The organism is Carboxylicivirga linearis (assembly GCF_018271995.1).
GTDB classification, from domain to species: domain Bacteria; phylum Bacteroidota; class Bacteroidia; order Bacteroidales; family Marinilabiliaceae; genus Carboxylicivirga; species Carboxylicivirga linearis.
Genome location: NZ_JAGUCO010000004.1, coordinates 291,676 through 317,978 on the forward strand (window position 1 = coordinate 291,676; position 26,303 = coordinate 317,978).

At 38.9% G+C, this 26,303-nt stretch carries 20 protein-coding genes and 2 tRNA genes; 9 read left to right on the plus strand and 13 right to left on the minus strand.

What is annotated here, in order from left to right; translation table 11 throughout:
- Positions 1 to 14 precede the first annotated feature (14 nt).
- From KEM10_RS08700 to KEM10_RS08710, 3 genes are all read right to left on the minus strand, one after another.
- Positions 15 to 3,665 carry a LamG-like jellyroll fold domain-containing protein gene (locus KEM10_RS08700; protein WP_212215599.1) on the minus strand — a complete coding sequence of 1,217 codons (3,651 nt, stop codon included), beginning with the start codon at positions 3,663 to 3,665 and terminating at the stop codon, positions 15 to 17.
- Between the two features lie 341 nt (positions 3,666 to 4,006).
- Positions 4,007 to 4,080: transfer RNA gene (locus KEM10_RS08705), tRNA-Asn, on the minus strand.
- A gap of 42 nt (positions 4,081 to 4,122) precedes the next feature.
- Positions 4,123 to 4,196, minus strand: a tRNA-Asn gene (locus KEM10_RS08710).
- Positions 4,197 to 4,344: 148 nt separating this feature from the next.
- Here KEM10_RS08710 and KEM10_RS08715 point away from each other — a divergent pair.
- The 3 genes from KEM10_RS08715 to KEM10_RS08725 all read left to right on the plus strand — a co-directional run bounded on the left by KEM10_RS08715 (position 4,345) and on the right by KEM10_RS08725 (position 7,647).
- The gene (locus KEM10_RS08715) at positions 4,345 to 5,325 is read left to right on the plus strand and encodes an adenosine kinase (RefSeq protein WP_212215600.1); all 981 of its coding nucleotides are present in this window, start codon (positions 4,345 to 4,347) and stop codon (positions 5,323 to 5,325) included.
- A gap of 353 nt (positions 5,326 to 5,678) precedes the next feature.
- The gene (gene kbl, locus KEM10_RS08720) at positions 5,679 to 6,866 is read left to right on the plus strand and encodes a glycine C-acetyltransferase (protein WP_212215601.1); all 1,188 of its coding nucleotides are present in this window, start codon (positions 5,679 to 5,681) and stop codon (positions 6,864 to 6,866) included.
- A gap of 100 nt (positions 6,867 to 6,966) precedes the next feature.
- Positions 6,967 to 7,647, plus strand: coding sequence for a hypothetical protein (locus KEM10_RS08725; RefSeq protein WP_212215602.1), 681 nt, complete (start codon positions 6,967 to 6,969; stop codon positions 7,645 to 7,647).
- On the opposite strand, the gene KEM10_RS08730 is transcribed toward KEM10_RS08725, so the two are convergent.
- A complete protein-coding gene (locus tag KEM10_RS08730) occupies positions 7,644 to 8,771 on the minus strand; it encodes a methyl-accepting chemotaxis protein (protein WP_212215603.1) in 1,128 nt (375 codons plus the stop codon). The two genes, KEM10_RS08725 and KEM10_RS08730, sit on opposite strands and share 4 nt — an antisense overlap.
- A 174-nt stretch (positions 8,772 to 8,945) precedes the next feature.
- Positions 8,946 to 9,158 (minus strand): hypothetical protein, encoded by a 213-nt coding sequence (locus tag KEM10_RS08735; protein WP_212215604.1) that lies wholly within the window; start codon positions 9,156 to 9,158, stop codon positions 8,946 to 8,948.
- Positions 9,159 to 9,328: 170 nt separating this feature from the next.
- Between KEM10_RS08735 and KEM10_RS08740 the strand changes: the two genes are divergently transcribed.
- Together KEM10_RS08740 and KEM10_RS08745 are read left to right on the plus strand one after the other, a co-directional pair.
- Positions 9,329 to 10,561: a sensor histidine kinase gene (locus tag KEM10_RS08740; protein WP_212215605.1), complete on the plus strand. Its 1,233-nt coding sequence runs from the start codon at positions 9,329 to 9,331 to the stop codon at positions 10,559 to 10,561.
- The gene (locus KEM10_RS08745) at positions 10,554 to 11,234 is read left to right on the plus strand and encodes a response regulator transcription factor (protein WP_212215606.1); all 681 of its coding nucleotides are present in this window, start codon (positions 10,554 to 10,556) and stop codon (positions 11,232 to 11,234) included. Before KEM10_RS08740 ends, KEM10_RS08745 begins: the two co-directional genes overlap by 8 nt.
- Here the strand turns inward: KEM10_RS08745 and KEM10_RS08750 are convergent.
- Positions 11,231 to 12,541, minus strand: a complete 1,311-nt coding sequence (locus tag KEM10_RS08750) for an MFS transporter (protein ID WP_212215607.1) — start codon at positions 12,539 to 12,541, stop codon at positions 11,231 to 11,233. The genes KEM10_RS08745 and KEM10_RS08750 overlap by 4 nt on opposite strands.
- Positions 12,542 to 12,663: 122 nt before the next feature.
- On the opposite strand from KEM10_RS08750, the gene KEM10_RS08755 reads away from it, so the two are divergent.
- Entirely contained in the window at positions 12,664 to 13,635 is a 972-nt protein-coding gene (locus KEM10_RS08755; protein ID WP_212215608.1) for a transglutaminase domain-containing protein, read from the plus strand.
- Positions 13,636 to 13,697: 62 nt separating this feature from the next.
- On the opposite strand, the gene KEM10_RS08760 is transcribed toward KEM10_RS08755, so the two are convergent.
- Positions 13,698 to 14,177, minus strand: coding sequence for an aminoacyl-tRNA deacylase (locus KEM10_RS08760; protein WP_212215609.1), 480 nt, complete (start codon positions 14,175 to 14,177; stop codon positions 13,698 to 13,700).
- 143 nt (positions 14,178 to 14,320) lie between these two features.
- On the opposite strand from KEM10_RS08760, the gene KEM10_RS08765 reads away from it, so the two are divergent.
- Genes KEM10_RS08765 through KEM10_RS08775 form a run of 3 tightly spaced genes read left to right on the plus strand, consistent with a single transcriptional unit; the run spans position 14,321 to position 16,018 of the window.
- Positions 14,321 to 14,707, plus strand: coding sequence for a hypothetical protein (locus KEM10_RS08765; protein ID WP_212215610.1), 387 nt, complete (start codon positions 14,321 to 14,323; stop codon positions 14,705 to 14,707).
- Positions 14,707 to 15,363, plus strand: a complete 657-nt coding sequence (locus KEM10_RS08770) for a hypothetical protein (RefSeq protein ID WP_212215611.1) — start codon at positions 14,707 to 14,709, stop codon at positions 15,361 to 15,363. Before KEM10_RS08765 ends, KEM10_RS08770 begins: the two co-directional genes overlap by 1 nt.
- Positions 15,364 to 15,409: 46 nt before the next feature.
- A complete protein-coding gene (locus KEM10_RS08775; RefSeq protein WP_212215612.1) occupies positions 15,410 to 16,018 on the plus strand; it encodes a TlpA family protein disulfide reductase in 609 nt (202 codons plus the stop codon).
- A gap of 47 nt (positions 16,019 to 16,065) precedes the next feature.
- Here KEM10_RS08775 and KEM10_RS08780 read toward each other — a convergent pair whose 3' ends face one another.
- The 6 genes from KEM10_RS08780 to KEM10_RS08805 form a co-directional block, all read right to left on the minus strand.
- Entirely contained in the window at positions 16,066 to 16,545 is a 480-nt protein-coding gene (locus KEM10_RS08780) for a hypothetical protein (RefSeq protein ID WP_212215613.1), read from the minus strand.
- A 153-nt stretch (positions 16,546 to 16,698) separates the two neighbouring features.
- The gene (locus KEM10_RS08785; protein WP_212215614.1) at positions 16,699 to 18,162 is read right to left on the minus strand and encodes a glycoside hydrolase family 30 protein; all 1,464 of its coding nucleotides are present in this window, start codon (positions 18,160 to 18,162) and stop codon (positions 16,699 to 16,701) included.
- Positions 18,163 to 18,388: 226 nt separating this feature from the next.
- Complete coding sequence (locus KEM10_RS08790) at positions 18,389 to 19,846, minus strand: glycoside hydrolase family 30 protein (RefSeq protein WP_212215615.1); 1,458 nt, start codon at positions 19,844 to 19,846, stop codon at positions 18,389 to 18,391.
- A 152-nt stretch (positions 19,847 to 19,998) separates the two neighbouring features.
- Positions 19,999 to 21,693 (minus strand): SusE domain-containing protein, encoded by a 1,695-nt coding sequence (locus KEM10_RS08795; protein ID WP_212215616.1) that lies wholly within the window; start codon positions 21,691 to 21,693, stop codon positions 19,999 to 20,001.
- 8 nt (positions 21,694 to 21,701) lie between these two features.
- Complete coding sequence (locus KEM10_RS08800) at positions 21,702 to 23,195, minus strand: RagB/SusD family nutrient uptake outer membrane protein (protein WP_212215617.1); 1,494 nt, start codon at positions 23,193 to 23,195, stop codon at positions 21,702 to 21,704.
- 19 nt (positions 23,196 to 23,214) lie between these two features.
- Positions 23,215 to 26,166, minus strand: coding sequence for a SusC/RagA family TonB-linked outer membrane protein (locus KEM10_RS08805; protein ID WP_212215618.1), 2,952 nt, complete (start codon positions 26,164 to 26,166; stop codon positions 23,215 to 23,217).
- Positions 26,167 to 26,303 lie beyond the last annotated feature (137 nt).

The following is a 26,303-nucleotide window of genomic DNA, read 5'->3' on the forward strand; positions in this document are numbered from 1 at the left end:
TTTAGGTTTGATAATTAACGACAGAAAGCAGCCGATTTGGCGGTTTTGGTTTGTCCTTCGGAATAATGCAGTAATTTTGCTTTGTGCTTGTCTGTCTGATCGATTGCTTCATCTTCAATGGGTGAATTAAACGTAAAGTAGCATTCCAGGTCCTTGTATTTTTTGAGATTTTGCAGCTCAATATTCATAGTAGTTTGGATCTCCTTCTCACTTCTGGCTTTTTTCCAGATCCTTACTTCATCTACTAATCCATCAACTGCTCCATTGGGTCGGCTACGTCCAACTACAAAATAATGCCATGCAGGAGCAAAACGTACCTTTGAAGAAGCTGTTCCCATTAAGGTGCCGTTTTTATACAATCGCATCTCACCCTTATCGAATGTGTATGCAAAATGTTGCCAAACACTAATATCAATCATATTCACCTCGGTATTAATTCTTGTCAATCCTCCACCTAAAAGGCCTGCACTAATGGAGCCATCAAAATTGCAATGAAACAAAAAACGCCCCCAGCCACCGCCAAATTGCTGATTCCAGTTCTTATAAGAGGAGGGTTTAAGCCAAAACTCAACAGTATAGGCTTCCTGTGGTGTATTAAAAATGCTATCCACCACAAATACATTGTTTTCACCATTAAAGAACAAAGCATTACCGGCCGATATATTGGATACCGTGATACATTGCTCCTTCACAACAGAGGCATCACCGTTAGTATTCTGTGCTATCAACTTCACCTGATATACACCTGGTTGGTTGTATTGAATGACAGGATTTTGTTCAGAGCTGATTGCAGGACTACCACCTTCAAATTCCCATTGCCATTGGTTAGGATTATTTAATGTGGTATCGGTAAAAACAATTTTATTACCCTTTATAATTTCTTCATCTGAAATGGTAAAACCGGCAACAGGAAGTGGACCTTTAACGGTAATCATCTGCTGTTTTAAAATGTTTTTCTCACCACTTGCATTGGCCACCGTTAACTGAACATTGTAAACTCCCTCTTTTTCATATTTCACTACAGGGTTTTTAAGATTGCTAACCTTGGGAGAACCACCTTCAAATGTCCAATGCCAGCTATCGGGCGTGTAACTACTTTGGTCAGTAAAAAAGATGGAATCATTAATATGGATTTGCTCCATACTTGCACTAAATTTTAATTCGGGAGTTGGCAATGCCTCAATATTTATTCTCTTTTCCAGCGTTTCGATAATGCCTTGGGAATTGGTTACTTTAAGTTGCACCTTATATTCTCCTGGTGTATTGTAAATAACCAAAGGTGATGAACTAAACGCCTGCTGAGGCTGTCCCCCTTCGAAAAACCATTCATATTTGTTGTTACTATTATTATGATGCGGATTATAAAACTGCTGAGGAAGGTGAGTCACCTTTTCAGAACGTACTAATGAAATACCAGGTTCATGTTCAATTTGCCTGTTTTTCACTATCCCTTGTCCTGCCAACCTGCTGTTGTTTAAGTTTCCGTATAAAGTTCCATGATATCTGCCTGTGGCATCTATTATCTGATTGCCACCTGACTCATTAAAAAAATAACAGGCCACTAAACCATCCTGCATTTGTTCGGCTATTGTTTTATGTGTGGCACTTTGCATTTCGCTTTGGGGTAATGCCCGGCTCCATATTTTAATATCATCGATACATCCTTTAAACCTGCGATCTTTAGAAAATGGTAGTCCCCCAATAAACGATTCATAGTTGAAGTTATCCATCAAATTTTTTTGCTGCTTTACCAGTAAGCTATCATTCATATAAAGGACTAACGAGTCAGGATAAACCACCATGGCCAGGTGTGTCCAGGTATCATCCGGCAAAACAACTCCATCGTGTGAGTTACGCCATCTGTAGCTTATCCGGTTCTCTTTTTTCTCAATCTCACCAACCGTATGATGTGATGTGTGTTTAGTGCCCAGTTTCACATACGAAGCTCCTTTACTATTTTCGAAAAAGACCGTTCCTTCATTTAATAAGCAGTTGGTCTTAACCCACATCTCAATGGTGGTTGCTTCCGAGAAAAGATGTAAGGGCGGGATAGACACATAATTCGTTTCTCCATCAAATTGAAGACAATAATCGTTGTTTTCACTAACCACAGATACGCTGTTCGAGGGTTCGGAATACATCAGGTGATTGTCCTTTTCATATACGGCCTTTAGGTAATAAGTAATAGCCGCTTTAGTCGATGTCTTGTCTTCGTATTCTGTTTGGGATTTATCAAGATCAGCTATTTTTTCATTATTCCTGAAGAGTTGATAACCTGCTAAGGCAGTGTTCTCCCAAAGAGGAGCAGACCATCTTAATTGAGTTTGAACGTCACCTTGAATGGCAGCCAGGTTTACAGGCAGAAATAGCATATTGCCCGGTATAATAACGGAAACTCTGGTTATTTGTCCTTCCAAAATGTCTATATTCCTATCCGGAGAAACATACTCCGTACTTTCCCCTTCAGACTCATTGTTGATGACTGAAAAAGATATTATCTCTCCCTCGGGATCCGCGTTATTTACTTCAACACTAATGCAGGTGAAAAACAATTTAACCTGACGGGATGGATCAACATCTCCCAGTAAGTCGCTGATGTCTAATCCAATTTCAATAGGATCATTATTCCCACTGCCCAGCATTGGCACATCTGCTTTGCCATGATATGATTTTCCGTGATCAAATATCAGATACGAACGTTCAAATTCCGGCTTTGAAGCTTCAATATCCTGTGCAATACCAACCCGCAGACTTATGGTATTTCTCATCTCGTGCTTCATTTTAATTTTTGCAGTCAGTCTTGGGGTATAATAAGGTTCGTCATATAAATGGATAATCTCCACACTCACATTTTTCAACAATGCATAAGGATAATAAACCCGACCGTTATTAGCATATCGGTTACCCCAGGTATTTAAAGCAATCAGCGCTCCTTTTTCCCAGTCTCGCATATCCACCAAACCATCACCATTTATATCAATATCATTGGTAATTTCTCCATCATTATTCCAGTCATATTGAATTTCATCATCATACCCTGCAAAGGTCATAATATGATTACCCCCTTCTCCTAAGCCTACAATCAGTTTTTTCCCTTGTTCATAGTTCGTCGAAAGAGTGTCGTATTGAATACCACCCATCGAGATGCCGAAAGTAGCTACTCCACCATATCTTCTGGAGCTATCTCCTTCATGATTATACAACCAGTGTTTCAGTCTATTTAGTCCTTCTGGTGTGGATATAGAAAACCACTCATTGCTTTTTACACGATTTTTCATCGCATTGTAATACAAGTTGTATCCGGTTGGCCAAATAGTATTATCATCATTACTTATGGTGTGCCCATAGTACTGACTCAAGGGAATGCCATTTTCATGAGCGGTTTCGTAGCTATGATTTCCAAAATTATACGAGAAGTAAATAGGGTATTGATTTTGGACACTATCCGAAAAAAGCTTGCGTTTTAGATTGATTTCGTAATTAAACATATTACCCACCCAATTGGCTGCAACACATGAAGAGCCGGACTGATTAAACACGGGCCGCATATAAGGATTGGTAGAGTTATCAATACGAGGAGGAAGTTGATCGTTGCTTTGAGCTGCCGCAAAGTAGGCAATACTGTTTAACAGGAATAAACAGGTTAAAAGATTTTTGATTTTCATAGGTGAGTTGAGGTAACTGAGTTAAAAATATTAATCACATTAAATTACTGAATATTTTAACCAAGATCGATGCCAACTATTTCTCTATCAACAAATCTCTTTACTACATTAAGTAAACCCAATAAAAAAAATTCGATTCATCTGTTTTTCATCTATTAATATCGCCCACATGGGCGATATCGACATTTAATAAATCTGTATTCTGATAAAGAATTTAAGCTGATCTTTCTATTCAACTAATAAGATAAGTAGAGTTGGTATATTGAGAAAGAAGTACCGGATAGAAACCTCAGTAAAGGCCACAAAAAAAGCCACCCAAAAATTGGATGGCTTTTAAAGAGCTCCCCAGGTAGGACTTGAACCTACGACCTACGGATTAACAGTCCGCCGCTCTAACCAACTGAGCTACTAGGGAATCAAATATGTTTTATAAGAGCTTCTTTTAGCTTTTATGAAGCTCCCCAGGTAGGACTTGAACCTACGACCTACGGATTAACAGTCCGCCGCTCTAACCAACTGAGCTACTAGGGAATTTATCTTTTTCATTCTGCATCGCACTTCCCGTGTGGCAGTGCTTTTGTCAAATGCGTTGCAAAACTATAAGGAATCTTCAAAATATGCAATATCTTTGTGAAAATTTTTGAATTAAAAATATCTAAAAAATAATAATCATTTAATTATGAGTAGTGTACTGGGATTAGGAAATGCATTAGTTGATGTGCTGGCGCGTCTGGAGAACGATAATTTGCTTGAAAAACTGAATTTACCGAAGGGAAGTATGCAGTTGGTAGACGGTGAAGCAGCCAATAAAGTGATGGAAGCAACCGCTCATTTGAAGAAAGATTTAGCCAGTGGAGGATCAGCAGCCAATACCATTCATGGATTAGCCAATTTAGGTGTTAAAACCGGTTTTATTGGTAAAATTGGTAAAGATGAATTGGGTCAGGTATTCCGTAATGATATGTCGAGCAACAATATTACTCCTCATTTAAGTGAGAGTAATGCTGAATCGGGTCGTGCTATAGCATTAATCAGTCCTGATTCGGAACGAACTTTTGCAACATGCCTGGGTGCAGCCATCGAATTATCAGCTGATGATATGTTAGATCATTTATTCGAAGGATATACCTATTTCCACGTCGAAGGATATTTAGTTCAGAATAAACCACTGATCGAAAAAGCGTATCAGATAGCTAAAGCCAAAGGATTAAAGACCAGCATTGACTTAGCCAGCTTTAATGTAGTAGAAGATAATCTTGACTTCTTAAAAAATCTGGTTGAGAATTATGTAGATATAATCTTCGCTAACGAAGAAGAAGCAAAAGCCTACACCGGTAAAGAAGGCGAAGATGCTTTAAATGATTTAGCCAAAGGTACCGAGGTTGCTGTTTTAAAACTGGGTAAAGAAGGTTCGATTATAAAGCGCTTTGATGAAGTGGTAAAAGTGGGAATCATTCCTGTGAACAGTATTGATACTACCGGAGCGGGTGATTTATATGCTGCCGGTTTCCTATACGGTTTAATTCAAAACCTTGATTTGGAGAAATGTGGTAATATCGGTTCTATCTTATCCGGACATGTAATTGAGGTTGTAGGACCAAAAATGACAGAAGATACCTGGGCCACTATCCATCAAAAAGTAAAAGAATTACTTAACTAAGGGTTGAGAATAGTGCTTAATATCATATTTCTTTTGATGTAACAGCACTAATTTTGAAATTTATAACAATTTGTATATTCATTTTATGCATTAATTGGCCTCATTAGAGATGATTACTGAAGTGAAGCATAAAATTTAGTAAGACCGGGAAGCTGAGAACTTGTTCGAAGATCACCCGGCCGCACTTAATTATATGCAAAAATCAGAAATCAGAGCTAATGTAGTCTTGATTTTCTTTGTTTCGTTTCTTGCATCAAGGCAAGAAATGAAAAGCCCAGCGGCTTGAGCAAATAAAGAAACTCTATATTTCATGATAATGTCAATGAATATTTAAACTAGCAAAAAGATAAGCTATGTACGGTAAGTTTCAGGATTTCTTAAAAAATGAAATAGAAGGCATCAAAGAATCAGGCCTGTATAAAAACGAACGCATCATAACCTCTCCTCAGGGAGCTGAAATTCAGGTTGGCGGCAAAACAGTGTTGAACTTCTGTGCCAACAACTATTTAGGACTATCCTCTCATCCGCGTGTGGTTGAAGCCGGTCAGAAAGCTATGGACACACATGGTTACGGATTATCATCGGTTCGTTTTATTTGTGGAACACAGGATATCCATAAGCAATTAGAGGCTAAAATTGCCGAGTTTTTAGGAACAGAAGATACAATCTTATACGCGGCTTGCTTCGATGCTAACGGTGGTGTTTTTGAACCCTTATTTACCGATGAAGATGCCATCATCTCCGATGCATTAAATCACGCCTCTATCATTGACGGAGTGCGTTTGTGTAAAGCGGCTCGTTACCGATATAAGCATGCCGATATGGAAGACCTGGAGGAGCAATTGAAAAAAGCTCAGGAGCAACGATTTCGTATTATCGTTACCGATGGTGTTTTCTCAATGGATGGTGATATTGCCAAACTGGATCAGATTTGTGATTTAGCTGATAAATACGATGCTTTGGTAATGGTGGATGATTGTCATGCTGCCGGATTTATTGGAAAAACAGGTCGTGGCACACACGAATATAACAATGTAATGGGACGTGTTGATATCATCACCGGAACCTTAGGAAAAGCTCTGGGTGGTGCTTTAGGTGGATACACAACCGGTCGTAAAGAAATTATCGACATGCTACGTCAACGCTCTCGTCCTTATTTATTCTCTAACTCACTGGCTCCTTCCATTATTGGTGCTTCTATGGAAGTTTTCAATATGTTGACAGAATCCACTGAGCTTCGCGATAAAGTAATGGATAATGCTGACTATTTCAGAGCTAAATTAACTGAAGCTGGTTTTGATCTGAAACCAAGTAAATCAGCCATTGCAGCTTTAATGTTATACGATGCTAAATTATCGCAGGAATTTGCCGCTCGCTTATTAGAAGAAGGAATCTATGTGATTGGATTCTATTATCCGGTTGTTCCAAAAGGAGAAGCTCGAATACGTATTCAGCTATCAGCTGCTCACGAACGTCATCATCTGGATAAGGCTATTGAGGCCTTCATTAAAATAGGTAAAGAGTTAAAGGTGATAGAATAGTCCAAAGATTAAACAAAATACAACCCCGATGCATTGCATTGGGGTTTTTCATTTCTTTTGTTGTGATGAAGCTAAAAAGAAAATGCATTACTTTTAAGGCATGAAAAGAAATAATATTCTAAAAGCTGGTTGTTTTCTGTTTCTATTCTCTTTTCTGGTGAATCTCTCTGTAGAAGGTCAAAAAAGAGATGTTTATATGGGAGGAAGAGTCGCAATGACCTTACCTACCAACATTGGAAAAGACAGCGAACTGCCCATGGGATTTAAAGATATGTCGACTACCGGAATTGAGGCTGCCTATTTCGGTCGTTGGTTTTACATGAAACGTTTAAGTCTGGGATGGGATCTGGCTTACCAGTTTCAATCCATTGATGAGGATTTTTGGAATGTTGAAAACAGAGGTGAAGTCACCGGCAACTATCAAACCATTCAATTACTGGTTGAAGGAAACTACTATTTCAGCAGTGATGAAATTCGTCCTTACCTGGGTATTACAACCGGTGCCTTTGCATTATTTAACCAACGAACTTATAGCTCCAGCAACGAAGCAGCTAATGCATCCAATACATACAAATATCAAAAAGTTATGCCGGGACTAGCTCCGCAGGCTGGTATTCTTTTTGAGATAGGAAGCAACACCTTTCTTGATATTCATGCCCGTTTGGTGTTAATGCCCAACCTTGATGAAGAATATGTTTATGACGAAAATATTGGCGAAATATCAACCAATCCTCATGGCGCACAAAATCACCTCAGCCTGAGTATAGGACTGTTATTCTAGCTTATTTTAAAAAAGTGTAGCTTTCTCAATAACTCAGCAGCCTGGTTAGCCAGCTGATCAGATGTTGAATTCATTTCTTCTGATATAGCAGCGTTGCTTTGAGTGGTTACATTAATCTCCTGAATAGCCGAATTAATCTGATTGGCTCCTATATTTTGCTCTTGCGTAGAGGTAGTAATTTCTGTAATCAAATCAGCATTCTTTTCAATTAATGGCAGGGTACTCTGTAATTTCTGCATCGCCTCTTCAGCTACTATATTTCCACTATCAGCCAATTCAAGAATTTCGTTAGCTGCCGCTTTACTTCGCTCAGCTAATTTTCGCACTTCTCCTGCAACTACAGCAAATCCTTTTCCTTCCTCACCGGCACGTGCAGCTTCAACTGCAGCATTTAAAGCCAATAGGTTGGTTTGAACAGCAATCTCATCAATAATGGTTATCTTTTCACTGATAAGCTGCATGGCACTCAATGCTTTTTGTGTTTTATCAAAACTTTCAAGCACCGAATCATTGGCCTCTTTTGAATTACCTTGTGTATCATTCGCATTTTTGGCATTGGCATCTATATTAGCCGCCATTTCTTCCATGGATGAGGAAACCTCCTCAATACCCGACGCTTGTTGATTGGCACCTGTAGAAAGATCATTGGCCGTTGAACTGATGGTTTCGCTCATTCTACTCACCTCATTAGCTGAAATTTCAACTCCACTAATAGCGTTACTGAGTTGGGTTTGTAATTCTCCTATGGAATTGTAGATATCTCGTATCTCTCCTTTCAAAGTGCCTTTAAAACTAACCTGCTCCTTTGCTATATTACCTTCGGAAATAAATTTAAGTTGTTGAACAATCTCTAGTAATGGTTTGCGCACCTGCTTATATACCATATACTGCAGTATAATGGTAGCACCAATTCCAACCACCATGGCCACAGCGTAAGTGTATTGTTCCGGATAATCGTGTAGTAAACGACTATTGATAACGGTTAGAAAGACGTTTAGCATCCATAAGGCGCCAATACGAAAAAAGATACTATTCTTAAATAATAGCTTTAGCACAACATAACCTAAAGAAATAGCCACAAAGGCCAGAAATGCAATTCTCCCCCAAACAGATAAAAAAATCATAAAGTAATCTCAGTTGTTTATTGATCTTAATTTGCACATAAGCTCCCGACAAACAAACATGCAACAATCACATATTGATACGTTTAAACATACCTAATGTTTCAACTAAGATAGAACAAAAATGGCTGAACCAATCGGTCAGCCACTTTTTTTAAATAATTTTAGGGAAAATGCTTACCCTTTTTTTTCTTCTTTTTTCTTGTCACAACACTTTTTTTCTGTGCATTCTTTTTTACATTCTTTCTTAGCTTCTTTATCACACTTCTTCTTTTTATCACACTTTTTCTCTGTTTTAACAGGCTCCTGTGGTGCAACTTGAGCCATAGAAGGAGATGCAATTGCTAATGTGAAAAGTAATAAAAACGAAAATGCCATTGCCTTTTTCATAGTAGTATTAATTTAATGATTTATAAAAGTTTTCTTTATTTGATGATTCAAAACTAGAATCATTAACTTCAAATTTAAGTTATAGAGTTGTTAATCGCTGTTAATGCGATGTTAAATTCAGATAACAAGATCTTTATTTAGGTAGCTTTGTACCCAAGCAGGTGAATGTAATGAAAAAAGAAAGAAATAATATCTGGTTAGCCATTAGTACCTTCCTGGTATTGGCTGTTTTGCTGGGTATTCAGGTAGTGTACCTGTTAAAAGCAGCACACATGTCGGAGAAGAACTTCAACCATAGAGTGGTGATGGCTCTGAAAGACTCAAAAGATGAGTTAGCCCGGCGCATCTGTCCCGAGATGGATAACTTTTTGTGTGGTAAAGATTGCCCTAGAGCAACTAAACGAAACCGGGAGGCTGAAGTAGATAGCATTATCAGAGCCAACCTATGCATGTATCATCTGCCTTTAGACTTTACTTTTGTGGTTAGCGATAGTATAGGTGCAGCCAATACCGATAAAATGTTTGCAGCTAAATTATATCAACAATCTCTCAATGGCCTCTTGCAGGAACAAGGTCTTGGTATTCAAATTCAATTCCCCGACAGAAATCGCTTTCTTTTGGGCCAAATGAAAGGCCTGTTTTTGGTTTCGGTATTTGCCATTGCCTTTTTAGTGTGGTCGTACATTATTCTCTTACGTATGATTCGTAGAGAGAAGCTTCAGATGGCTCATATGCGAGAATTTATCAATAACATGTTGCACGAGTTTCAAACTCCATTGGCTAATATTCGACTGGCAACCAACCTCATCAGAAAGAAAAAGAACGATACAGACAAAACAGAAGAGTATACCGGTGTGATATTAAATGAATACGACCGAATGCAAACTCATGTAAATGAGATATTGAATATTTCGTGCGATTCACCGGAAAAATGCAAGAAAAATAAGATTGATATGAATACCATGCTTAAAGAGGTGGTTGAAAGTTATCAATACCAAATTCAGGAAAAAGATGGAATGATCAATCTGAATTTACGTGCCGAACAATCGGTTATTGACAGTAATAATGGCAGATTGGCACAGGTAATTTCAAACCTGATTGACAATGCATTAAAGTACGTTGACAGATCACCGGTTATTAATATATCAAGCAACAATACTAAAAAAGAATTTATTCTTGAAGTTGAGGATAACGGTATTGGTATTGCAAAAAAAGATCAGCCTTATATTTTCGACCAGTATTACAGAGTGGGTACCGGAGATATACATGATGTAAAGGGTTTTGGATTAGGTCTTAACTTTGTTAAAAAAGTAATTGAAGAGCATAACGGACGAATTAAAGTAGAAAGTGTAGTTGGCAAAGGCTCAAAATTTATAATTATACTACCTTTAGCAAATGGCTAGAATTCTATTGGTTGAAGATGATACAAGTATGGGATTTTTACTTGTAGATTTTTTGGAAACTAACGGTTTTGATGTAAAGTTATACAAAGAAGGCATCAAAGGACTGGAAGCATTTGAAAAACACACCTTTGATTTTTGTATTTTGGATGTGATGCTTCCGGGAATGGATGGCTTTACCATTGCTGAAAACATCCGTAAGGTGAATAAGCGAATACCCATTATCTTCCTCACTGCACGTGCAATGAAAGAAGATAAAATCAAGGGTTTTAACCTGGGCGTTGATGACTATGTTACCAAACCTTTTGATGAGGATGAACTATTACTTCGTATAAAAGCTATTTTAAACCGTATTCAACTTAAGGAAGAAGACCTGACTACCGAATTCTCCATTGGCAAATACCATTTTGATTCAGCTAATCAAATGCTGACACTGGACGATGATGCCAAACGCCTCACTCAAAAAGAAAGTGATGTACTAAAAATGCTTTGCCAATCGATGAATAACATCGTTCGTCGAGAAGATATCCTGGTTGCTATCTGGGGCGAAAACGACTATTTCCACGGTCGCAGCCTGGATGTATTTATTGCCAAACTGCGCAAATATCTTAAAAACGACGAGAGTGTTAACATCGAAAATGTTCCTAAAGTAGGCTTTGTATTAAACACAGATTAAGCATTCTTCTTAATTGGAGAATTGGCCTTAATTGAACCAATAGCAATAACCAGTAATAAAGCCAGTCCTAAATATGAAATGGTACCATACTGATTGCTTAAATTAAAAGACAAGCTAAACAGGTAAGGTCCTGCTGCACTTCCCATCACCAACATCGACATGGCTTTACCTGAGATTGCACCCAAATGCTGACGACCATAATAGCGTGGCCATACCAACGACATTAAAACAGCAAATAAACCGCCCGTTAAACCAAAGCCAACTATCACCATATAAAATCCAATACCTGATTGCAAAAATAGCAATCCTATTGTGGCCATTATAGCTCCTGAAATCATAGCATATAAAAGAATCTTCAGCTTTACCCAGTCGCTGATAATATTACCCACAAAAGAAACAATGGTTGAAACAATAGTAATAGGGATAAAAATACCTATTGCAACATCTCTGTCGTAACCGGCTTCGGCATAAATACTAACCACATGAAAAGTAAAACCGGTAACAAAAAACGAATGAAACGAAAGGATCAGCGCATACATCCAAAAGCTACGTGTTTGAATAGCTTCTGGCAATGAGAAATTTTGTTCTGATGTTTGCGGTGCCTTATTTTTTGTTTGAACAGATGAATGTCCATCCACCTCCAAACCATATTTTTCAGGATTATCCTTATAAAATAGAAATATCAGAATCAATACCAATACTAAAGACGCGGCCATTATTCGCCATGCCCCCTGCCAACCATTATCCTGAATAATACCGTCAATTATCAGCGGTGAGATGGAAAATCCAAAAGCCATGCTGATACTGATAATGGAATTAACACGACCACGTAAGCGATCAAACCATTTCATCACCATATTGCGCGACACCATAGTAAGTACCCCTTGCCCGCTAAAGCGCAACATAGAAAACAAAACCGACATCAAAACAAAGGGTATGGACCAATGACGGAAGTGAAACAACAAAAACAAGCCTTCGCTAATCATCTGGCTATACGAGCATAATATCAACGTAGCACCTAACAATACAATGGATAAAAAAGCTGACAATACAACTCCATATCTATCGTATATTTTACCGGCATAAGTTAAAAACAACGAACTAACAAAAGTACCAATCCCATATGCAAGGCTAAACTGATCGCGTGTTAAACCTAAGGCGTCTTTAACCGGATCGGTAAAAGTGGACACCCCAATGGTCTGCCCCGGAATACTTGCAAGGACTCCAATGGTTCCGAAAAAAAGTACGATATAGCCGTAATAAAAGGAGAAAGATTGTGGTTTGATTAATGCCCCTGTTTTTTTCATGTCGCAAAGGTATCACATTCAGGTTGCAATACTGAATATAGTGAGTAGCTTGTGGCACTTTTTAAGATTTGTTAATAATACAGGCCTGATATTTGTTGTTTAAAGACACTAAAAGAGATAAGATGAGAAAATTGATTGTTTTTGTTGCTATCGCACTTTGCGTCATCACTATGAACGCAAGCATAAAACCAGAAGTACTTCAAACAGTATCAAAATATCCTGGTTCGATAAAAAAGACCGAACAACTGGCCGAACGAATCAATAAAGATTTCACATCGGATGAAGATAAGGCTGCTGCTATCTATACCTGGATTGCTTTAAACATTGAGTATGATGTTAAGAGTTTTTTCTCCAACAAAAACACATCGGTTAAATATTCATATCAATCGCTTGAAGAAAAAGAGGCCAAAGAAAAAGAGATTCGTGATAAAATGGTTCACACAACCTTACGCAAGAAAAAAGCGGTGTGCGAAGGGTATGCCTATTTGTACAAAGCAGTATCCGATTTATGCGGTTTGGAAAGTGTTATTATCAGTGGATCTTCTAAAAACAATTACAAGCTGATTGGTCGTGAACCCAAGGGAACCGATCATGCCTGGAATGCGGTAAAGATAAATAACCAGTGGTACCTGATCGACGCTACCTGGGGAGCCGGATCGGTTGATCCCTCCACCCGAAAATTTATTAAAGAATTTACCGATGGCTATTTTATGATGCCTGCTGATCGTTTTTTCTCGCAGCACTTTCCTAAGGATGAAGAGTGGAGTTTTGTAAACATGAGTGCCAAGGACTTTGCTGAATTACCTTACTACCATCACGCCTATCTTTTGTCGGATGACGAATTAATCACACCTGAGAAAGGCATTATTAAAAAAGTAAAAAAAGGTGAGATACCATTCAGGCTAAGAACTAAAAAGAATATTATAAATCTTTATTTTGCTTTTGACAGAGCAAAAAAATCAACCTTGATCGAATTTACTAAAAAAGGTGATGAAGTAACTTTTACTGTTCCGGTTGAAAACCGCAAATCAGGTTATTTTACTGTTTTTGCAGATGGTGAAGCGTTATTTTCCTTCAAATTGAGGACCAAATAATAGTTAAGATAAAACGCCCTGCTTGAAAGCAAGGCGTTTACTCAATCATCCCACAGCGTTACTTATGCTTCGGCTACTGCTGTGCGGGCAATTTTAATTACAGTAGGGTGCACAAGCCGCTGATAATCTTTATATGTCATCTGTATCAGCTCTGCATGGTTGCAGGCATTAAAAGCGATGTTGGTGTCTTCGGTAAGCTTCTCAGCAACAAACACCTCCAAATTGTATAGGTTTCCGAAAGGAGGCTGAGCTCCAACTTCACAGTCTTTAAAAACATCTTTAAATTCACTCTCGGTAGCCAAACGAACATCTTTGGCTGCAGTGGCTCGTTTCAGTTCATCCAAATCCAGTTGATAAGATGCCGGCAATACTGCCATAGCAATTTTACCGTCAATTTTAATCACTACTGATTTGGCAATTTCATTTCCAGAAATATGTGCATAAGCGGCTGTTTTTTGCGCAGTATAAGCCCTCGAGTGCACAATTCTCTTGTAATTGATTCGTTCTCGGTTGAGGAATTCCTCTAGGCGTGTAAATGGCATAATTTTTCCTCCAAATTAAAAAGGTACAAAGTATATTTTGACTAAAAATGCCTTTAGAATTTACAACATTTTCAAACGGTTGTAAAGAGGTATTTTTGTATTTAGTTTAAAAATGCCAATTTTGCGCTCAAATAGATTTGATGATGGGCAAGGGAAAAATTATGAGCCAGGAAGAACTACATTTTCTGGGTATTAAAGTGGTATATAAAGATATGGTTGACAAAGGATACAAAGTGCTTAATGTTCGCAAAGAAACCGATGTGAATCCTCAAATACTGGCCACTAAAGACGATCAGCGATATTTTGTTGTTGTGCGCACAACCGCATACCCCGATATGGGCATTTTGGTTCCTCATGTTGCTGCCGATGTACTGAAACATGGAACCAAACACAATGCTATTTGTTTGTTTGCCAGTGTGGGTATTGCCAATGCCGAAGGTGAGACTGATGAAGAAATGGGTAAACCCGAGGTAGATGGCGAATACTATATCAATTACAAAGGACTACAAGATTTTCCAAAATACTCGTAATGAAGAAATACTGGGATGAACTGAAGACTTTCTATCTGAAAAACCGACTATGGATTTTGGGTGGATTGTTCTTTCTATTGATGATGCAGATTTGCAGTCAGGGTGGTAAGGTACAAAACACAACACCTGTATCTACAGAAATTTCAGAACAAACGGAACATTCTTTGGATGAACTTGAGTCGTTAACCAATTCAACCACTGACGTAAACAATCAACGCAAAACCTTCAACAGCGATTATCTATTGTTGTTAATGGGATTAGGCTTGCTGTATTACGTAGCCATGAAACGCAAATGGTTTCATAAACTAGCTCCTTCCATTGTTTGGGTATCGTTAAAGATAAAGAGGCTAAAAGGTTCTAAAACAAAATTGGGTAGAATAACGGTTGTCAACAAAACCAAAGGTAATCTTACTTTTGACGCTCCTGTTTTGGTATTTGGAGCTCCTTTCAAAAAATCACGTAAGTTTAGGCTAAAGAGTGGTAGTAATAATATTTTTCCCCTTACCCTTACGCCCAATACATCGCACAAAATAACAATCGACATTGATCAGTTCACAACTAAAGCCGGTGTTGATAAGAGTTACAGCCTCTTAAAAGTTGAATTAACAGATACTCATCAAAAGAAATATTCGTCCATTTGGAAGTTGTTGCTTTAACCAAATAGTTTTACGTTTGTTACATTCTAGCTAAGCATCATTTATTATGGAAAAGAAGAGAGGATTTTGGGCCGAGCAATGGCATAAGTATCGACGAAAGAAAACCATTTGGGGCATAGCCTTCGATTTTATATTCACTGCCTTGCTGATTTCAATGCTGTTTCCTGCTTCACGAAAAATAGTATCGGCAACCATCATTCGCTACAGCATGTTTCAGCCCCGCGAAACAGAAGATTTAATTTATCTGAAAGAGAATGATTACAATTGGTATTTAGTAGATATGAATGGAAATCGTCATCAGTTTTCTGAGTTTAAAGGACAAGCTGTTTTTTTAAACTTATGGGCTACCTGGTGTCCTCCGTGCATAGCAGAAATGCCTTCGATTCAGCGCTTATATAGTGAGTACGGCGATAAAATGGCATTTGTATTAGCCAGCCAGGAAGAAGCCAATATTATACAAGCATTTGTAGAATCAAAAGGTTATACTTTTCCCATTTATAATCTGGCTGGTGGTATGCCAGATGTGTTGAGTTCAAGAAGCATTCCTGCTTCTTTTTTAATATCACCCGAAGGAAAAGTGATAATGAAAAAGCAAGGAGCTGCCAAATGGGATGGCAAAAAGGTTAAGCAGATTCTGGATGAAATGATTCAATAAAAACTGCATATACAAAAAGCCCTCTGAGGATGTCAAAGGGCATTTTTTTAAAAACAATAGCGAACTGCTATTCCAAATCCGCCGCCATAAGCCTTCAAGCGATTGATCAAACCAAATTCCGGACGGTAATCAATAGCCAGCTGTAATGGAATTTCGGCAAATCGATACTCAGCACCAACATTGACAGAGGCAGCCAGGTATAACCCGCCATCATTCTCATAAAAATTTCTTTTTTCGGTCCAATACCCTAAAGCCGGCCCGGCACCCAAATACCAGTAAAAACCACTTTCGATAGGCATTACCCATTGGTATAAACCAGTAAAAGTCCAGCCTTTCCAATAGCGTCCTCCGCCCCAACCTAAATCAAGTTCCATACGGTTGGTGTTTAAGGCTTGTTGATAAGATATCTCTCCAATATAATCAGTACCTAATCCAAAACGCAGACCAATAGCCGACTGACTTTTTTCCTGTGCCGATGCAAATAAACAAATACCTGTAATAGCAATTAACAGAATTACTTTCTTCATTAGTTAATGGTTTAAAAAAATTACGATTGAAATGGACTGGCTTTTTCTTTGAGGCCACAAAGATAAGTTGATTAACTATGTGAACAACACCTAAAATAAAAAAGCCCCTGCTGAATAAATCAACAAGGGCCTAATTAGGGTTGAATTAAGCTATCAATAAACCAAAGTTTGCATTGATCTGGCAGGTATGGTTGTTTCAGTTTCCCACCCATCAACAATCAACTTATAGGTAACAGGTTCATCTTTATCATTCATAACTACAGTTACCATCTTATCATCTTCATTAAGGAAAGAGGTACTGATAATGGTGCTTCTGCTTACAGTAGTACTGATTCGTTTTGCTTCAGGCCTGATAAACTTCGAAAAGTGGCCAATATAATAATACGAAGGAGTATAAATTAATTCTCCTGTATTCGTATCAGCATGAATAGGTGCAAAACAAAAGTTACCTACATGGTTAGGTCCACCATTTTGATCCAAAAGAATGTTCCAGTCTGTCCAGCCAACAGTACCGCAGTTAAAATCTTTAATCATCGATCGTCCATATCGTTCAGCATTGGTCCAGCGTTGGTATCCGTCCTGCGAGAAGCTTTCTACACAACCTTCAGTAAACAGCAATTCCTTATCGGGGAACGACTCCTTTACATTTCGTAGGTTATCCCACATAGGTTGTCCTCCAGCCCAGGTTTCGTACCAATGAAAGCCAACTCCCCAGACATATTTAGCAGCATCAGGATCACCCAATATGGTATTGGCACGATGTGAAATCAAATCACGGTTGTGATCCCAAACTACAATATTTTTATCTCCCAACCCTTCTTTTGCCAATGTAGGACCTAGGTAATTTTTCAGGAAGTCACGTTCTTCTTCAGCTGTATAAATACACGATTCCCAGGTTTGAACTGCCATAGGTTCATTCTGAATGGTTAATCCCCAAATAGGCATCCCTTCGGCTTCGTAAGCTTTTATGAATTTGGCATAGTAGTTAGCCCACGATTGATAATACTCGGGCAATAACTTACCTCCCTGAAGCATGTTTTCTCTGCCTTTCATAAAGGCTGGAGGGCTCCATGGGCTAGCATAAAAAACCAATGTATCACTGGCATTAGCCATAGCCTTTTTAATCATGGGTATTCTATATTGCTGATCGTGCTCAATCGAAAATGAGTTCAGATCCTTATCGCCCTCTTCAATATAAGTATAACTACCGGATGCGAAATCGCAACTATGAATGGTTGTTCGTAATAAGGTGTAATCAATTCCATCTGATCCAAAATAGGCATTTATCAATTCTTCTTGTTTGTCTTCCGGCAGTTGTGCAAATACTTCTGCAGATGCATCGGTGATGGCCCCTCCTATCCCTAAAAAAGTTTGAAACTTTTTTGTCGGATTAACAAAAACTGCAATCTCTGTCTCTAAAGGTTGATTGGCTTGCGAAAAAGCCAACTGGTCACCAATCGACAACTTATTTTCACCATCCTTTGAAGTGGTGTAAACTGTTATGATCTTTCCTTCTGCCGAAAACTCAGAACTCTCCTTAATCGTATTATCTTCCGTTCGCTCTGTTGAACAGGCAAAAAGCAAGAGACTTAATCCAAGCAGGTATGTCTTTTTCATATATCAAATCGTTTTTTAAAACTCGTTAATCCACTTTATAAGCTCTAAACTATAGCACTAAAGTGAATTAACGAAAAGGTATCTCTCAGATATGAGTTTATTGTGAGTTTTAATTTTAGTTTGTTAGTATTTAGTCAGAAGGCAGTAGTCGTATTTGATTTTCACAGAGCATTTAATTGGTATCATGTAAATCATTCTAAAGTCCAGCTTCTAATGTATCAACCAACTACTCCTTTCCCCAAACATAAGTAGCAACGGCTTTACCTGACAATTTAGCACTGATCATCTCGTCTTCCCATTCGATGTTAAATTGCTGCTCCGTATCACCATTATTTAGTACAATAATCACTACCGAACCGTTTAGATTTTCAAAAGCTACATTGGCTAAATTTCCGGGTTGATTACTTTGTATCCGAACCGATCCCGGACGGGCGAATTTGGATGCATGAGCAATAATATAATAAGCCGGATTACGAACCACATTATCACCATCAATTGTTAAGGCTCCCAGACATTCGGTACATCCTCCATCAGTGTGAGGCTCTAAAGCCGAATTAGCAGCCAGATTCCATTCCAGAACATTTTTACACCAGTTGCGACTGGCACCAATAATCAGATTGTTAATATGCCAGACCATGTCATCACCAAAACTGCCTGGTGCACCAATCCACTGCTCAGTAAAATACAGGTTTTTGTCAGGGTGAGCATTGTGTACCTGACTTAAATTACTGATATCACCTCCATACAAGTGAAAGGCCGATCCATCAACATATTTATTGGCTTCTGCATCATCTAAAATAGTTATTGGATAATCAGGGCGATCAGCATTATGATCGTATACAATTATTTTGGTTCCAATGTTGGCAGCTTCGAAGGCAGGCCCCAGATGATTTTTTACAAACTCAGCCTGATCTTCAGCCGGCATATACAGGCTGGGATTATTACCCGGATGCAATGGTTCATTCTGAACGGTTATGGCATCGATGGTAATGCCTTCTTTGGCCATTTCTTCAACATACTTAATAAAATATCTGGCATAAGCGCCATAGTATTCCTTTAGTAATTCGCCTCCTTTGGTTGCACCATTGGTCTTCATCCATGTTGGTGGCGACCAGGGCGAACCTAAAATTTTAATATCAGGGTTGATGGCCAATATTTCTTTCAAAACAGGAATCAATGCTTTTTTATCAGGAGCTAACGAGAAATGCTCCATATTGACATCTGTTTCACCTGCATTTAAATCATTGTATGAAAATGGCTCAGGATCCAAATCGGAAGCACCAATACTAATACGAAGATAGCTTACGCCGATATTGTTATCCTCATGGTTGAATAATTCGTATAAAAGAGCACTACGTTTGGTATCACTCATATTTTTAAGGTGAATAGCACTTCCACCGGTTAAGGTATATCCGAAACCATCCATCTCCTGAAATTGTGTTTCGGTATCGATGGTGATGGTTGGATTATTATTCGGATCAATATTACTGAAGCTCACATCCTGCTTAGCAAATTTAGAGCTTCCATCATACGTTGAAAGATAGCTAACCACATCCAATGCCTCAGGAACTACTGGAGGAGGCGGAGTTGTTCCTTCCGACTCTTTATTACACCGTGTTCCCATCAACCCCATGGTTATTAGCAATACTAAGGGTGCTGAATATCTGTTTATTTTAAATTTCATCTCTACTTTTTAATAGGTTGTTCTTAAGGGCTTATGCTTATTTATTGATGAACATTACCCCTCTCCATCCTCCCTTTTCGAGGGAGGATACTTCTCCAAGTGGAGATGGAGGGATAACAAAACCACCAAGTTATTTATATTACTTTCTTAATTTATTGCATCACAAACTCATAATTTCCAGTTGAGTAATCATCAGCTACCACAATGGTAATATCATATGTTCCATCACTTGATATATTGCGGAAATTGGAACCACCCTGGTTGGTCATCGTTCCGCTTAATGCGGTTTCATCATCGGCACCGAAGGAAACATCCCAGGGAGAGTTGAATTTCGATTCATGCGTTGCATAACAATCGGCTGTAACCGTGAAAGTATATGGATGTACATAGGTCATTTCTGTCTCAGTACGTGCATCCCATCCGCCATCGGCATCATCATCCCAATGAAATAATTTCATAGTATAGTAATGCCATGTCAGTTCGTTATTGTTGATATCAACAGTGAATCCAAACATCTGATCTAACGAAACAGCAAAGGCTGTAGTACTCTCCGACATTGATGCAGAACCTTCAACTTTATCGCCTGATCCTTCACCAATAGTCTCGCTAATGCTATAACTTGTGCCACTTCCGTCCGATTCAGTATTGATTAATACCTCATCGCTGGTTTGCAGTACCAAATACTTATCTGTTTTAAATACTCCATCACCAACCATCGACATTTCATACACATCGGAACTATTCACAATCAAGTACATTCTTTGATCAGGTGCTTTCTCCAGATAAATGGTATATTCATCACCTGTAAGCGTTAAAGTAACTGTATAATAGCCCACTTCTGATTGTTGAAAATCTTCAAAGGCAACTCCTTGTTCATTTCCAAAATCTTCGCGCACTACTTCGTTACTTGTTCCGCTAACTTGTTTAATAATGCCTTCCCAGTTGTTATTGGCACGAATGATGTATCCACCTGTTCCCACAAAGCTGATATCCGATTGCCAAACTCCCATTCCCTGATAGGTAAGAGCTTCATCAGATCCCCATCCACCTTCCAGAGGAGCGCCAATTAGTGCCAAACGATCAATTTTATAGAACGATATTGTCATCGCATCAAAATCGATGTTGATTCGATAGATTCCATCTTCGTCAACCGTAATTGCTTCACCATCGCGAACCAAAAGACCTTCACTGCTTAAACCGTATGCAATAGCATTTGTACTACGACCATTGTAAACCATAAAACCTTCGCCTGCTTTTAGCTCGGTGTACGATTCGTATAAGTTGAGTTTTTCACCTGAACCGTTGAATAAACGCCTCATTAGAATAGCCGAGTTTACATTATTTCCCACTTCGGTAGCAGCACCCGATATAAATAGTTTATCATCATCGTAGCGGGTTATGGTCATTTCATCTTCGGCCGAAGTTGATTTTGAAAGGCAGTTGGCAACAACCGTCCATTTCAATTCTAAAGCCTCGCCCGGTTTAAAACCTGCCATGTATAAAGCATCATTCAACTCCATTGTTGTAACAGAAGCTGACGTACTTTTTCCTGATTCCAGTGATTTAAATGATAAAATTGGTGCCGAAGCATCTGATGCATTCAATGAATCGATCATAACTGTGTAATAGACACCATAATCTTCGGATGATACGGCCTCATTCCAGTTAAAAACAATTGAACCGTGCGGATTACTTTCATCCAGCACCAAAGAATTATCGTCATTTAAAGGTAATGTTGTGGGAGCACTTAACTCCCAGTTACCTTCTGGCTGGAGGTTGCTTTTCTCTTCGCAACCCCAAACCATAATCAAGGCCATTAAGACCGTAAGTGTATTTAATTTTTTCATAACTCAGTCTATAAAGGATTTTGTTCCAAAGAAGGGTTTCTGTCGATTTCCTGTTGCGGTATTGGCAGTAAGATTTTAGCCTCTGTCATGTTATGAGCAACGGCCTGACCAGTACGCAAATCAATTTCATTCAAGCTGTTCATGGTTTCAACCACTACACCATAACGTACTAAATCATCCCAGCGTTGTGCCTCTTGTGCCAATTCCAAACGACGTTCCTTTAGAATAGAAGCCTTCAGAACTTCTTTTGAACTTTTTTGAGCATCGGTTAAATCGGGCAAATTAACACGGTTACGAATTCGGTTCACCTCTGTAACCGCTTCAGCAAGCTGATTGGTTTCGTTTAATGCTTCGGCTTTCAATAGAACAATGTCGCCATATCGAAGCAGATACTGACGGTCGCCACTTGACCATCCGGCTGCATTCTTCCACTTATAGCCAAAAGCGACACTATTGGGTGTTGGATTTTCATCACTCGGCTCATTAATTCCATAGTATTCATCAATCCACGATACATCTTCGAAAAGGATGGTTGTATTCTTTCTGATTTCATCACCTTCGGAATCAAAGGCTGCTAACAAATCTTTTGAAGGAGTAATAAATTTGCGCCAGGTATCTCCAGAGATAGAAGGAGGCAATAGCATTTGTGGCCCCCAATTACCATCAGAACCGGCAATCCATTGAATTTCCATTATCGATTCTTCATTATTATAATGAGCGCCATCAAAAAGAAACGTGTAATCAATAAGCTTATAATTTGCTTTACTGGCTTCAACTTTTGCTATACAATCCAACACTTTGCTATATTCAGGTGATGGCTTTTGAGCATACGCTTTAGCCATCAAAGCCCAGGCTGCACCTGCTGTAGCTCGCGCCTTATTTACGGCAGCATCACTTCCATAGGTATCAGGCAATAACTGGGTTGCTTCTTCCAGATCGGTAATAATTTGAGCAAAAACTTCTTCTTTGGTCGATCGGGGTTTATTAACCACTCCCGGATCGGTTGAAGTTGTTGGATCTAGCACCAATGGCACTCCTCCAAATAAATTCACCAGATTATAATAATGATAAGCCCTTAAGAACAAAGCTTCTCCTCTGATCTGATCGCGACGCGTTTCTGTTAGCTGAGGATCGGTGACATCCATCACACGCACCATCACAATATTAGCCTTTAAGATGGCATTGTAAATATTAGACCAACTCTGATAAACCTTATCGTTAGTTGCCGAAACATCTAAATAGTCAACCTCATAAAACGAGGCATTATCACCACCAGCGTAGTGGTTATCCGATCTTACATCCTGAAACTGTACATTATTCCAAACATAAGCATCGGACTGAAATGATTCGTATGTTCCGGTCAGGGCGGCTTCAATCTGACTTAATTTGGTGTATGCACTGGCAGTGGTTTCTTCTGAAATGGGTTTCAGATCGAGAAAATCATCACACGACCATACTGCAGTAGCAATTAATCCGCTTAATATATAGGTTTTTAATTTCATCTTTTTCCTATTTTTTGAATTAGAAAGTAACGTTCAGTCCGAAAATAAGATTTCGTGTTTGTGGATAAGTACCGTAATCTATCCCCTGCATGGTGTTTGATCCGCCAAAGGCATTCACTTCAGGGTCGAATCCTGAATAATCAGTAAAGGTTAAAAGATTCTCACCCGTGGCATAAACTCTAACATTACTCAGGTTAATTTTCGATAAAAGGCTCTTAGGCAAATCGTAACTTAGCGTAACTGTTTTTAATCTGATGTAAGAAGCATCTTCCACAAAGCGGGTTGATATTCTTGAATTATCGGTATTTGCCCAGCTGGCTTTTGGAATATCGGCTACATCTCCTTCTTTACGCCAACGGTTATTAACTGTCAAAAGCTGATTCTTAGGATCAGTCATTCCTTCAGAATCAATACGAGTTGCGTTTAGCATATCGTTACCGTATGATCCTTCAAGAAATACAGTTAAGCCAATACCTTTGTAGCTAACAGAATTATTCAATCCATAGAAAAAGTCAGGGTTGGCATTACCAATGATGGTACGATCATCAGCATCAGGAGTAAAAGTACTCTCCCCATTTTTATCAACATAGTAAGCATTACCTGTTGCAGGATCAACACCGCCCCAGATATATCCATACAATGTTCCTAACGACTGACCTTCTTCCAAAAGAATGGCCTCGCCACGGTTTGCTATATTACCCATTGGTAGACTCTCTACCACCAGGTTGGTTACTTCGTTGCTGTTAAAGGAAATATTGAAAGTAGTATTCCACTTCACTTCTTTATCAATGTTGGTGGTATTCAAACTAAATTCCAGACCTTTGTTCTCCAGGTTTCCGATGTTTTGAAGTGCTGAAGTAAAACCTGTACTGGTCGGCAATGGAGCATCCAATAACAAGTCGCGCGTAATTCTCCTGTACGCATCTGCAATAAACTGAACACGTCCATTTAAAACACTAATATCCAAACCAATATTTGTTTGTTCTGATTCTTCCCATTTTAGTGCATTGTTATCCATGGCATTAGGATAAGTACCCGGCATTAAAGTACCAATTGGGTAATTGTTAGAACCTACTGTTCCGTAATAAGCATAATTGCTAATTTGGTCGTTACCCACAATACCCCAACCTGCACGCACTTTTAAATCATTTAGGAAACTCAAATCATTCATAAACGATTCATGAGAAATACGCCATCCGGCAGAGAATGAAGGGAAGTAACCCCAACGGTTATCTTTACCAAACACACTGGAAGCGTCGGCTCTGAAGTTGGCTGTTAGCAAATATTTATCAGCAAAAGCATAATTCAATCGACTGATGTATGATGCATTCGACTTTTCGGATTTGTTATTTCCGGCCGATGCGATGATAGAACCTCCATTAGTTGTTGTAACACCGTCGCTGGCAAAATTCTCGGTAGTGATATATGCACTTTCCCAAAGGAATTTTTGAACAACACTTCCTGCCAAAGCCTCGATGGTATGATTACCTATTTTTTTATTGTACGATAAAGTATTTTCTGCCATCCAGTAGCTGGTGCGATCGGTGTTGTTGGTAGCTTTACCTTGTTTGGCAATTCCATAGCTGGTTCTATAAGGATCGAGGAAGTAATCGTAGATACCATTGCTATAATCCACTCCAAAATTACTTTTAAAACTGAAATCTTTCAGAAACTTCACTTTCAGGTACATGTTACCTAAAAAGCGTTCGCTTTTATACTCACGATCCGATCCGTCGGTACTGGCTACCGGATTCTCCCAATTTTGAAAAGGGTTGCTGGTAAAAGTTCCATCTTCGTTGTAAATACCAATAACCGAAGGTGTATTGATAGCTCCAATCAGAACTCCACCATTGTTAACAGCACTTCCATCGTTCACATCTACATCGCGATACTTGGTGTAGGCAATACGAGTACCAATGCTCAACCAATTATTCACCTCCTGATCGAGGTTGATTTTAAAGTTGGCCCGGTCCATTTCTGAGCTTCTAACAGCACCTGCCTGTTGCACCCATCCGCCAGAAACATAATAGGTGGTTCCTCCAGTTTTGCCTGATAGCGATAATTGGTAGTTCTGCGATACCCCACGACGGAAGACTTCGTTTTGCCAATCGGTGTTTTTATTATAACGGTTCCAGTCGGTTGATTGTCCCATTTCTGTCATCAAGTCGCGGTACTGCTCACCATTTAACACTTCCAGTGTTTTCCATACTTCCGAAAAACCAGTGTAAGCATCTAAAGTTACTTTTGGTTTGCCTTCTTTACCTTGTTTGGTAGTAATTAACACCACTCCATTTGCGCCCTGAGCTCCATAAATAGCAGCTGATGAAGCATCTTTCAAAACAGTTAATGTTTCTACATCAGCCGGATTGATAGAACGAGTATCGCTGGTTGGGATTCCGTCAATTACATACAAAGGCTCACTACCTGCTGTAATAGAATTGGTTCCTCGTACACGAATACTTAATCCTTGTGATGGCTTTCCTGAGCTGGATGCCACTCGAACACCGGCTGCTCGTCCTTGAATTAAAGATCCTAATTGAGTATTAGGACGTGATTCCAGTTCTTCGGCATCCACCAAAGCAACCGATCCGGTAATGTCTTTCTTCTTTTGAGTACCATATCCAACAACCACCACTTCGTTGATGCCCATTACTTCATCTTGCATGGTAACATTAAATTGTGTCTGGTCTCCTACTGGTATTTCTTTTGTTTCAAGACCAATAAAGCTAAAAACCAGAATAGCTTCGTTGTTGATATCTCCCTCCAGTACAAATGAGCCATCCATACCGGTAATTGTTCCTTGGGTGGTTCCTTTAACCACAACCGAAACACCTGGTATGGGCAAGTTGCTTAGGTCTTTAACAGTACCCCTCAGGCTCTTTGTTTGAGCAAGAGTGCTTAAGGATATTAATAGGCCTCCTAAAAGACACAGATGGTTTTTAAACCTGGGGTTTAACATTGATTTTTTCATAGTGCTTCTATCTGTTCTAAAAAATATTTGATACTATACATTGAGTTATTCTATCCTGATCATAGGATAAGAGGAAAGCGTCCTGATGCAAATGGACACAGAGAGGTGTTAGAATGATTTTTTCCATAACAATTGAT

Excerpts from the sequence above, each read along its gene's own strand:
- KEM10_RS08700 (WP_212215599.1), bottom strand. The coding sequence starts at position 3,665 with ATGAAAATCAAAAATCTTTTAACCTGTTTATTCCTGTTAAACAGTATT.
- KEM10_RS08715 (WP_212215600.1), top strand. The coding sequence starts at position 4,345 with ATGAGTAGTGTACTGGGATTAGGAAATGCATTAGTTGATGTGCTGGCG.
- kbl (WP_212215601.1), top strand. The coding sequence starts at position 5,679 with ATGTACGGTAAGTTTCAGGATTTCTTAAAAAATGAAATAGAAGGCATC.
- KEM10_RS08725 (WP_212215602.1), top strand. The coding sequence starts at position 6,967 with ATGAAAAGAAATAATATTCTAAAAGCTGGTTGTTTTCTGTTTCTATTC.
- KEM10_RS08730 (WP_212215603.1), bottom strand. The coding sequence starts at position 8,771 with ATGATTTTTTTATCTGTTTGGGGGAGAATTGCATTTCTGGCCTTTGTG.
- KEM10_RS08735 (WP_212215604.1), bottom strand. The coding sequence starts at position 9,158 with ATGAAAAAGGCAATGGCATTTTCGTTTTTATTACTTTTCACATTAGCA.
- KEM10_RS08740 (WP_212215605.1), top strand. The coding sequence starts at position 9,329 with ATGAAAAAAGAAAGAAATAATATCTGGTTAGCCATTAGTACCTTCCTG.
- KEM10_RS08745 (WP_212215606.1), top strand. The coding sequence starts at position 10,554 with ATGGCTAGAATTCTATTGGTTGAAGATGATACAAGTATGGGATTTTTA.
- KEM10_RS08750 (WP_212215607.1), bottom strand. The coding sequence starts at position 12,541 with ATGAAAAAAACAGGGGCATTAATCAAACCACAATCTTTCTCCTTTTAT.
- KEM10_RS08755 (WP_212215608.1), top strand. The coding sequence starts at position 12,664 with ATGAGAAAATTGATTGTTTTTGTTGCTATCGCACTTTGCGTCATCACT.
- KEM10_RS08760 (WP_212215609.1), bottom strand. The coding sequence starts at position 14,177 with ATGCCATTTACACGCCTAGAGGAATTCCTCAACCGAGAACGAATCAAT.
- KEM10_RS08765 (WP_212215610.1), top strand. The coding sequence starts at position 14,321 with ATGGGCAAGGGAAAAATTATGAGCCAGGAAGAACTACATTTTCTGGGT.
- KEM10_RS08770 (WP_212215611.1), top strand. The coding sequence starts at position 14,707 with ATGAAGAAATACTGGGATGAACTGAAGACTTTCTATCTGAAAAACCGA.
- KEM10_RS08775 (WP_212215612.1), top strand. The coding sequence starts at position 15,410 with ATGGAAAAGAAGAGAGGATTTTGGGCCGAGCAATGGCATAAGTATCGA.
- KEM10_RS08780 (WP_212215613.1), bottom strand. The coding sequence starts at position 16,545 with ATGAAGAAAGTAATTCTGTTAATTGCTATTACAGGTATTTGTTTATTT.
- KEM10_RS08785 (WP_212215614.1), bottom strand. The coding sequence starts at position 18,162 with ATGAAAAAGACATACCTGCTTGGATTAAGTCTCTTGCTTTTTGCCTGT.
- KEM10_RS08790 (WP_212215615.1), bottom strand. The coding sequence starts at position 19,846 with ATGAAATTTAAAATAAACAGATATTCAGCACCCTTAGTATTGCTAATA.
- KEM10_RS08795 (WP_212215616.1), bottom strand. The coding sequence starts at position 21,693 with ATGAAAAAATTAAATACACTTACGGTCTTAATGGCCTTGATTATGGTT.
- KEM10_RS08800 (WP_212215617.1), bottom strand. The coding sequence starts at position 23,195 with ATGAAATTAAAAACCTATATATTAAGCGGATTAATTGCTACTGCAGTA.
- KEM10_RS08805 (WP_212215618.1), bottom strand. The coding sequence starts at position 26,166 with ATGAAAAAATCAATGTTAAACCCCAGGTTTAAAAACCATCTGTGTCTT.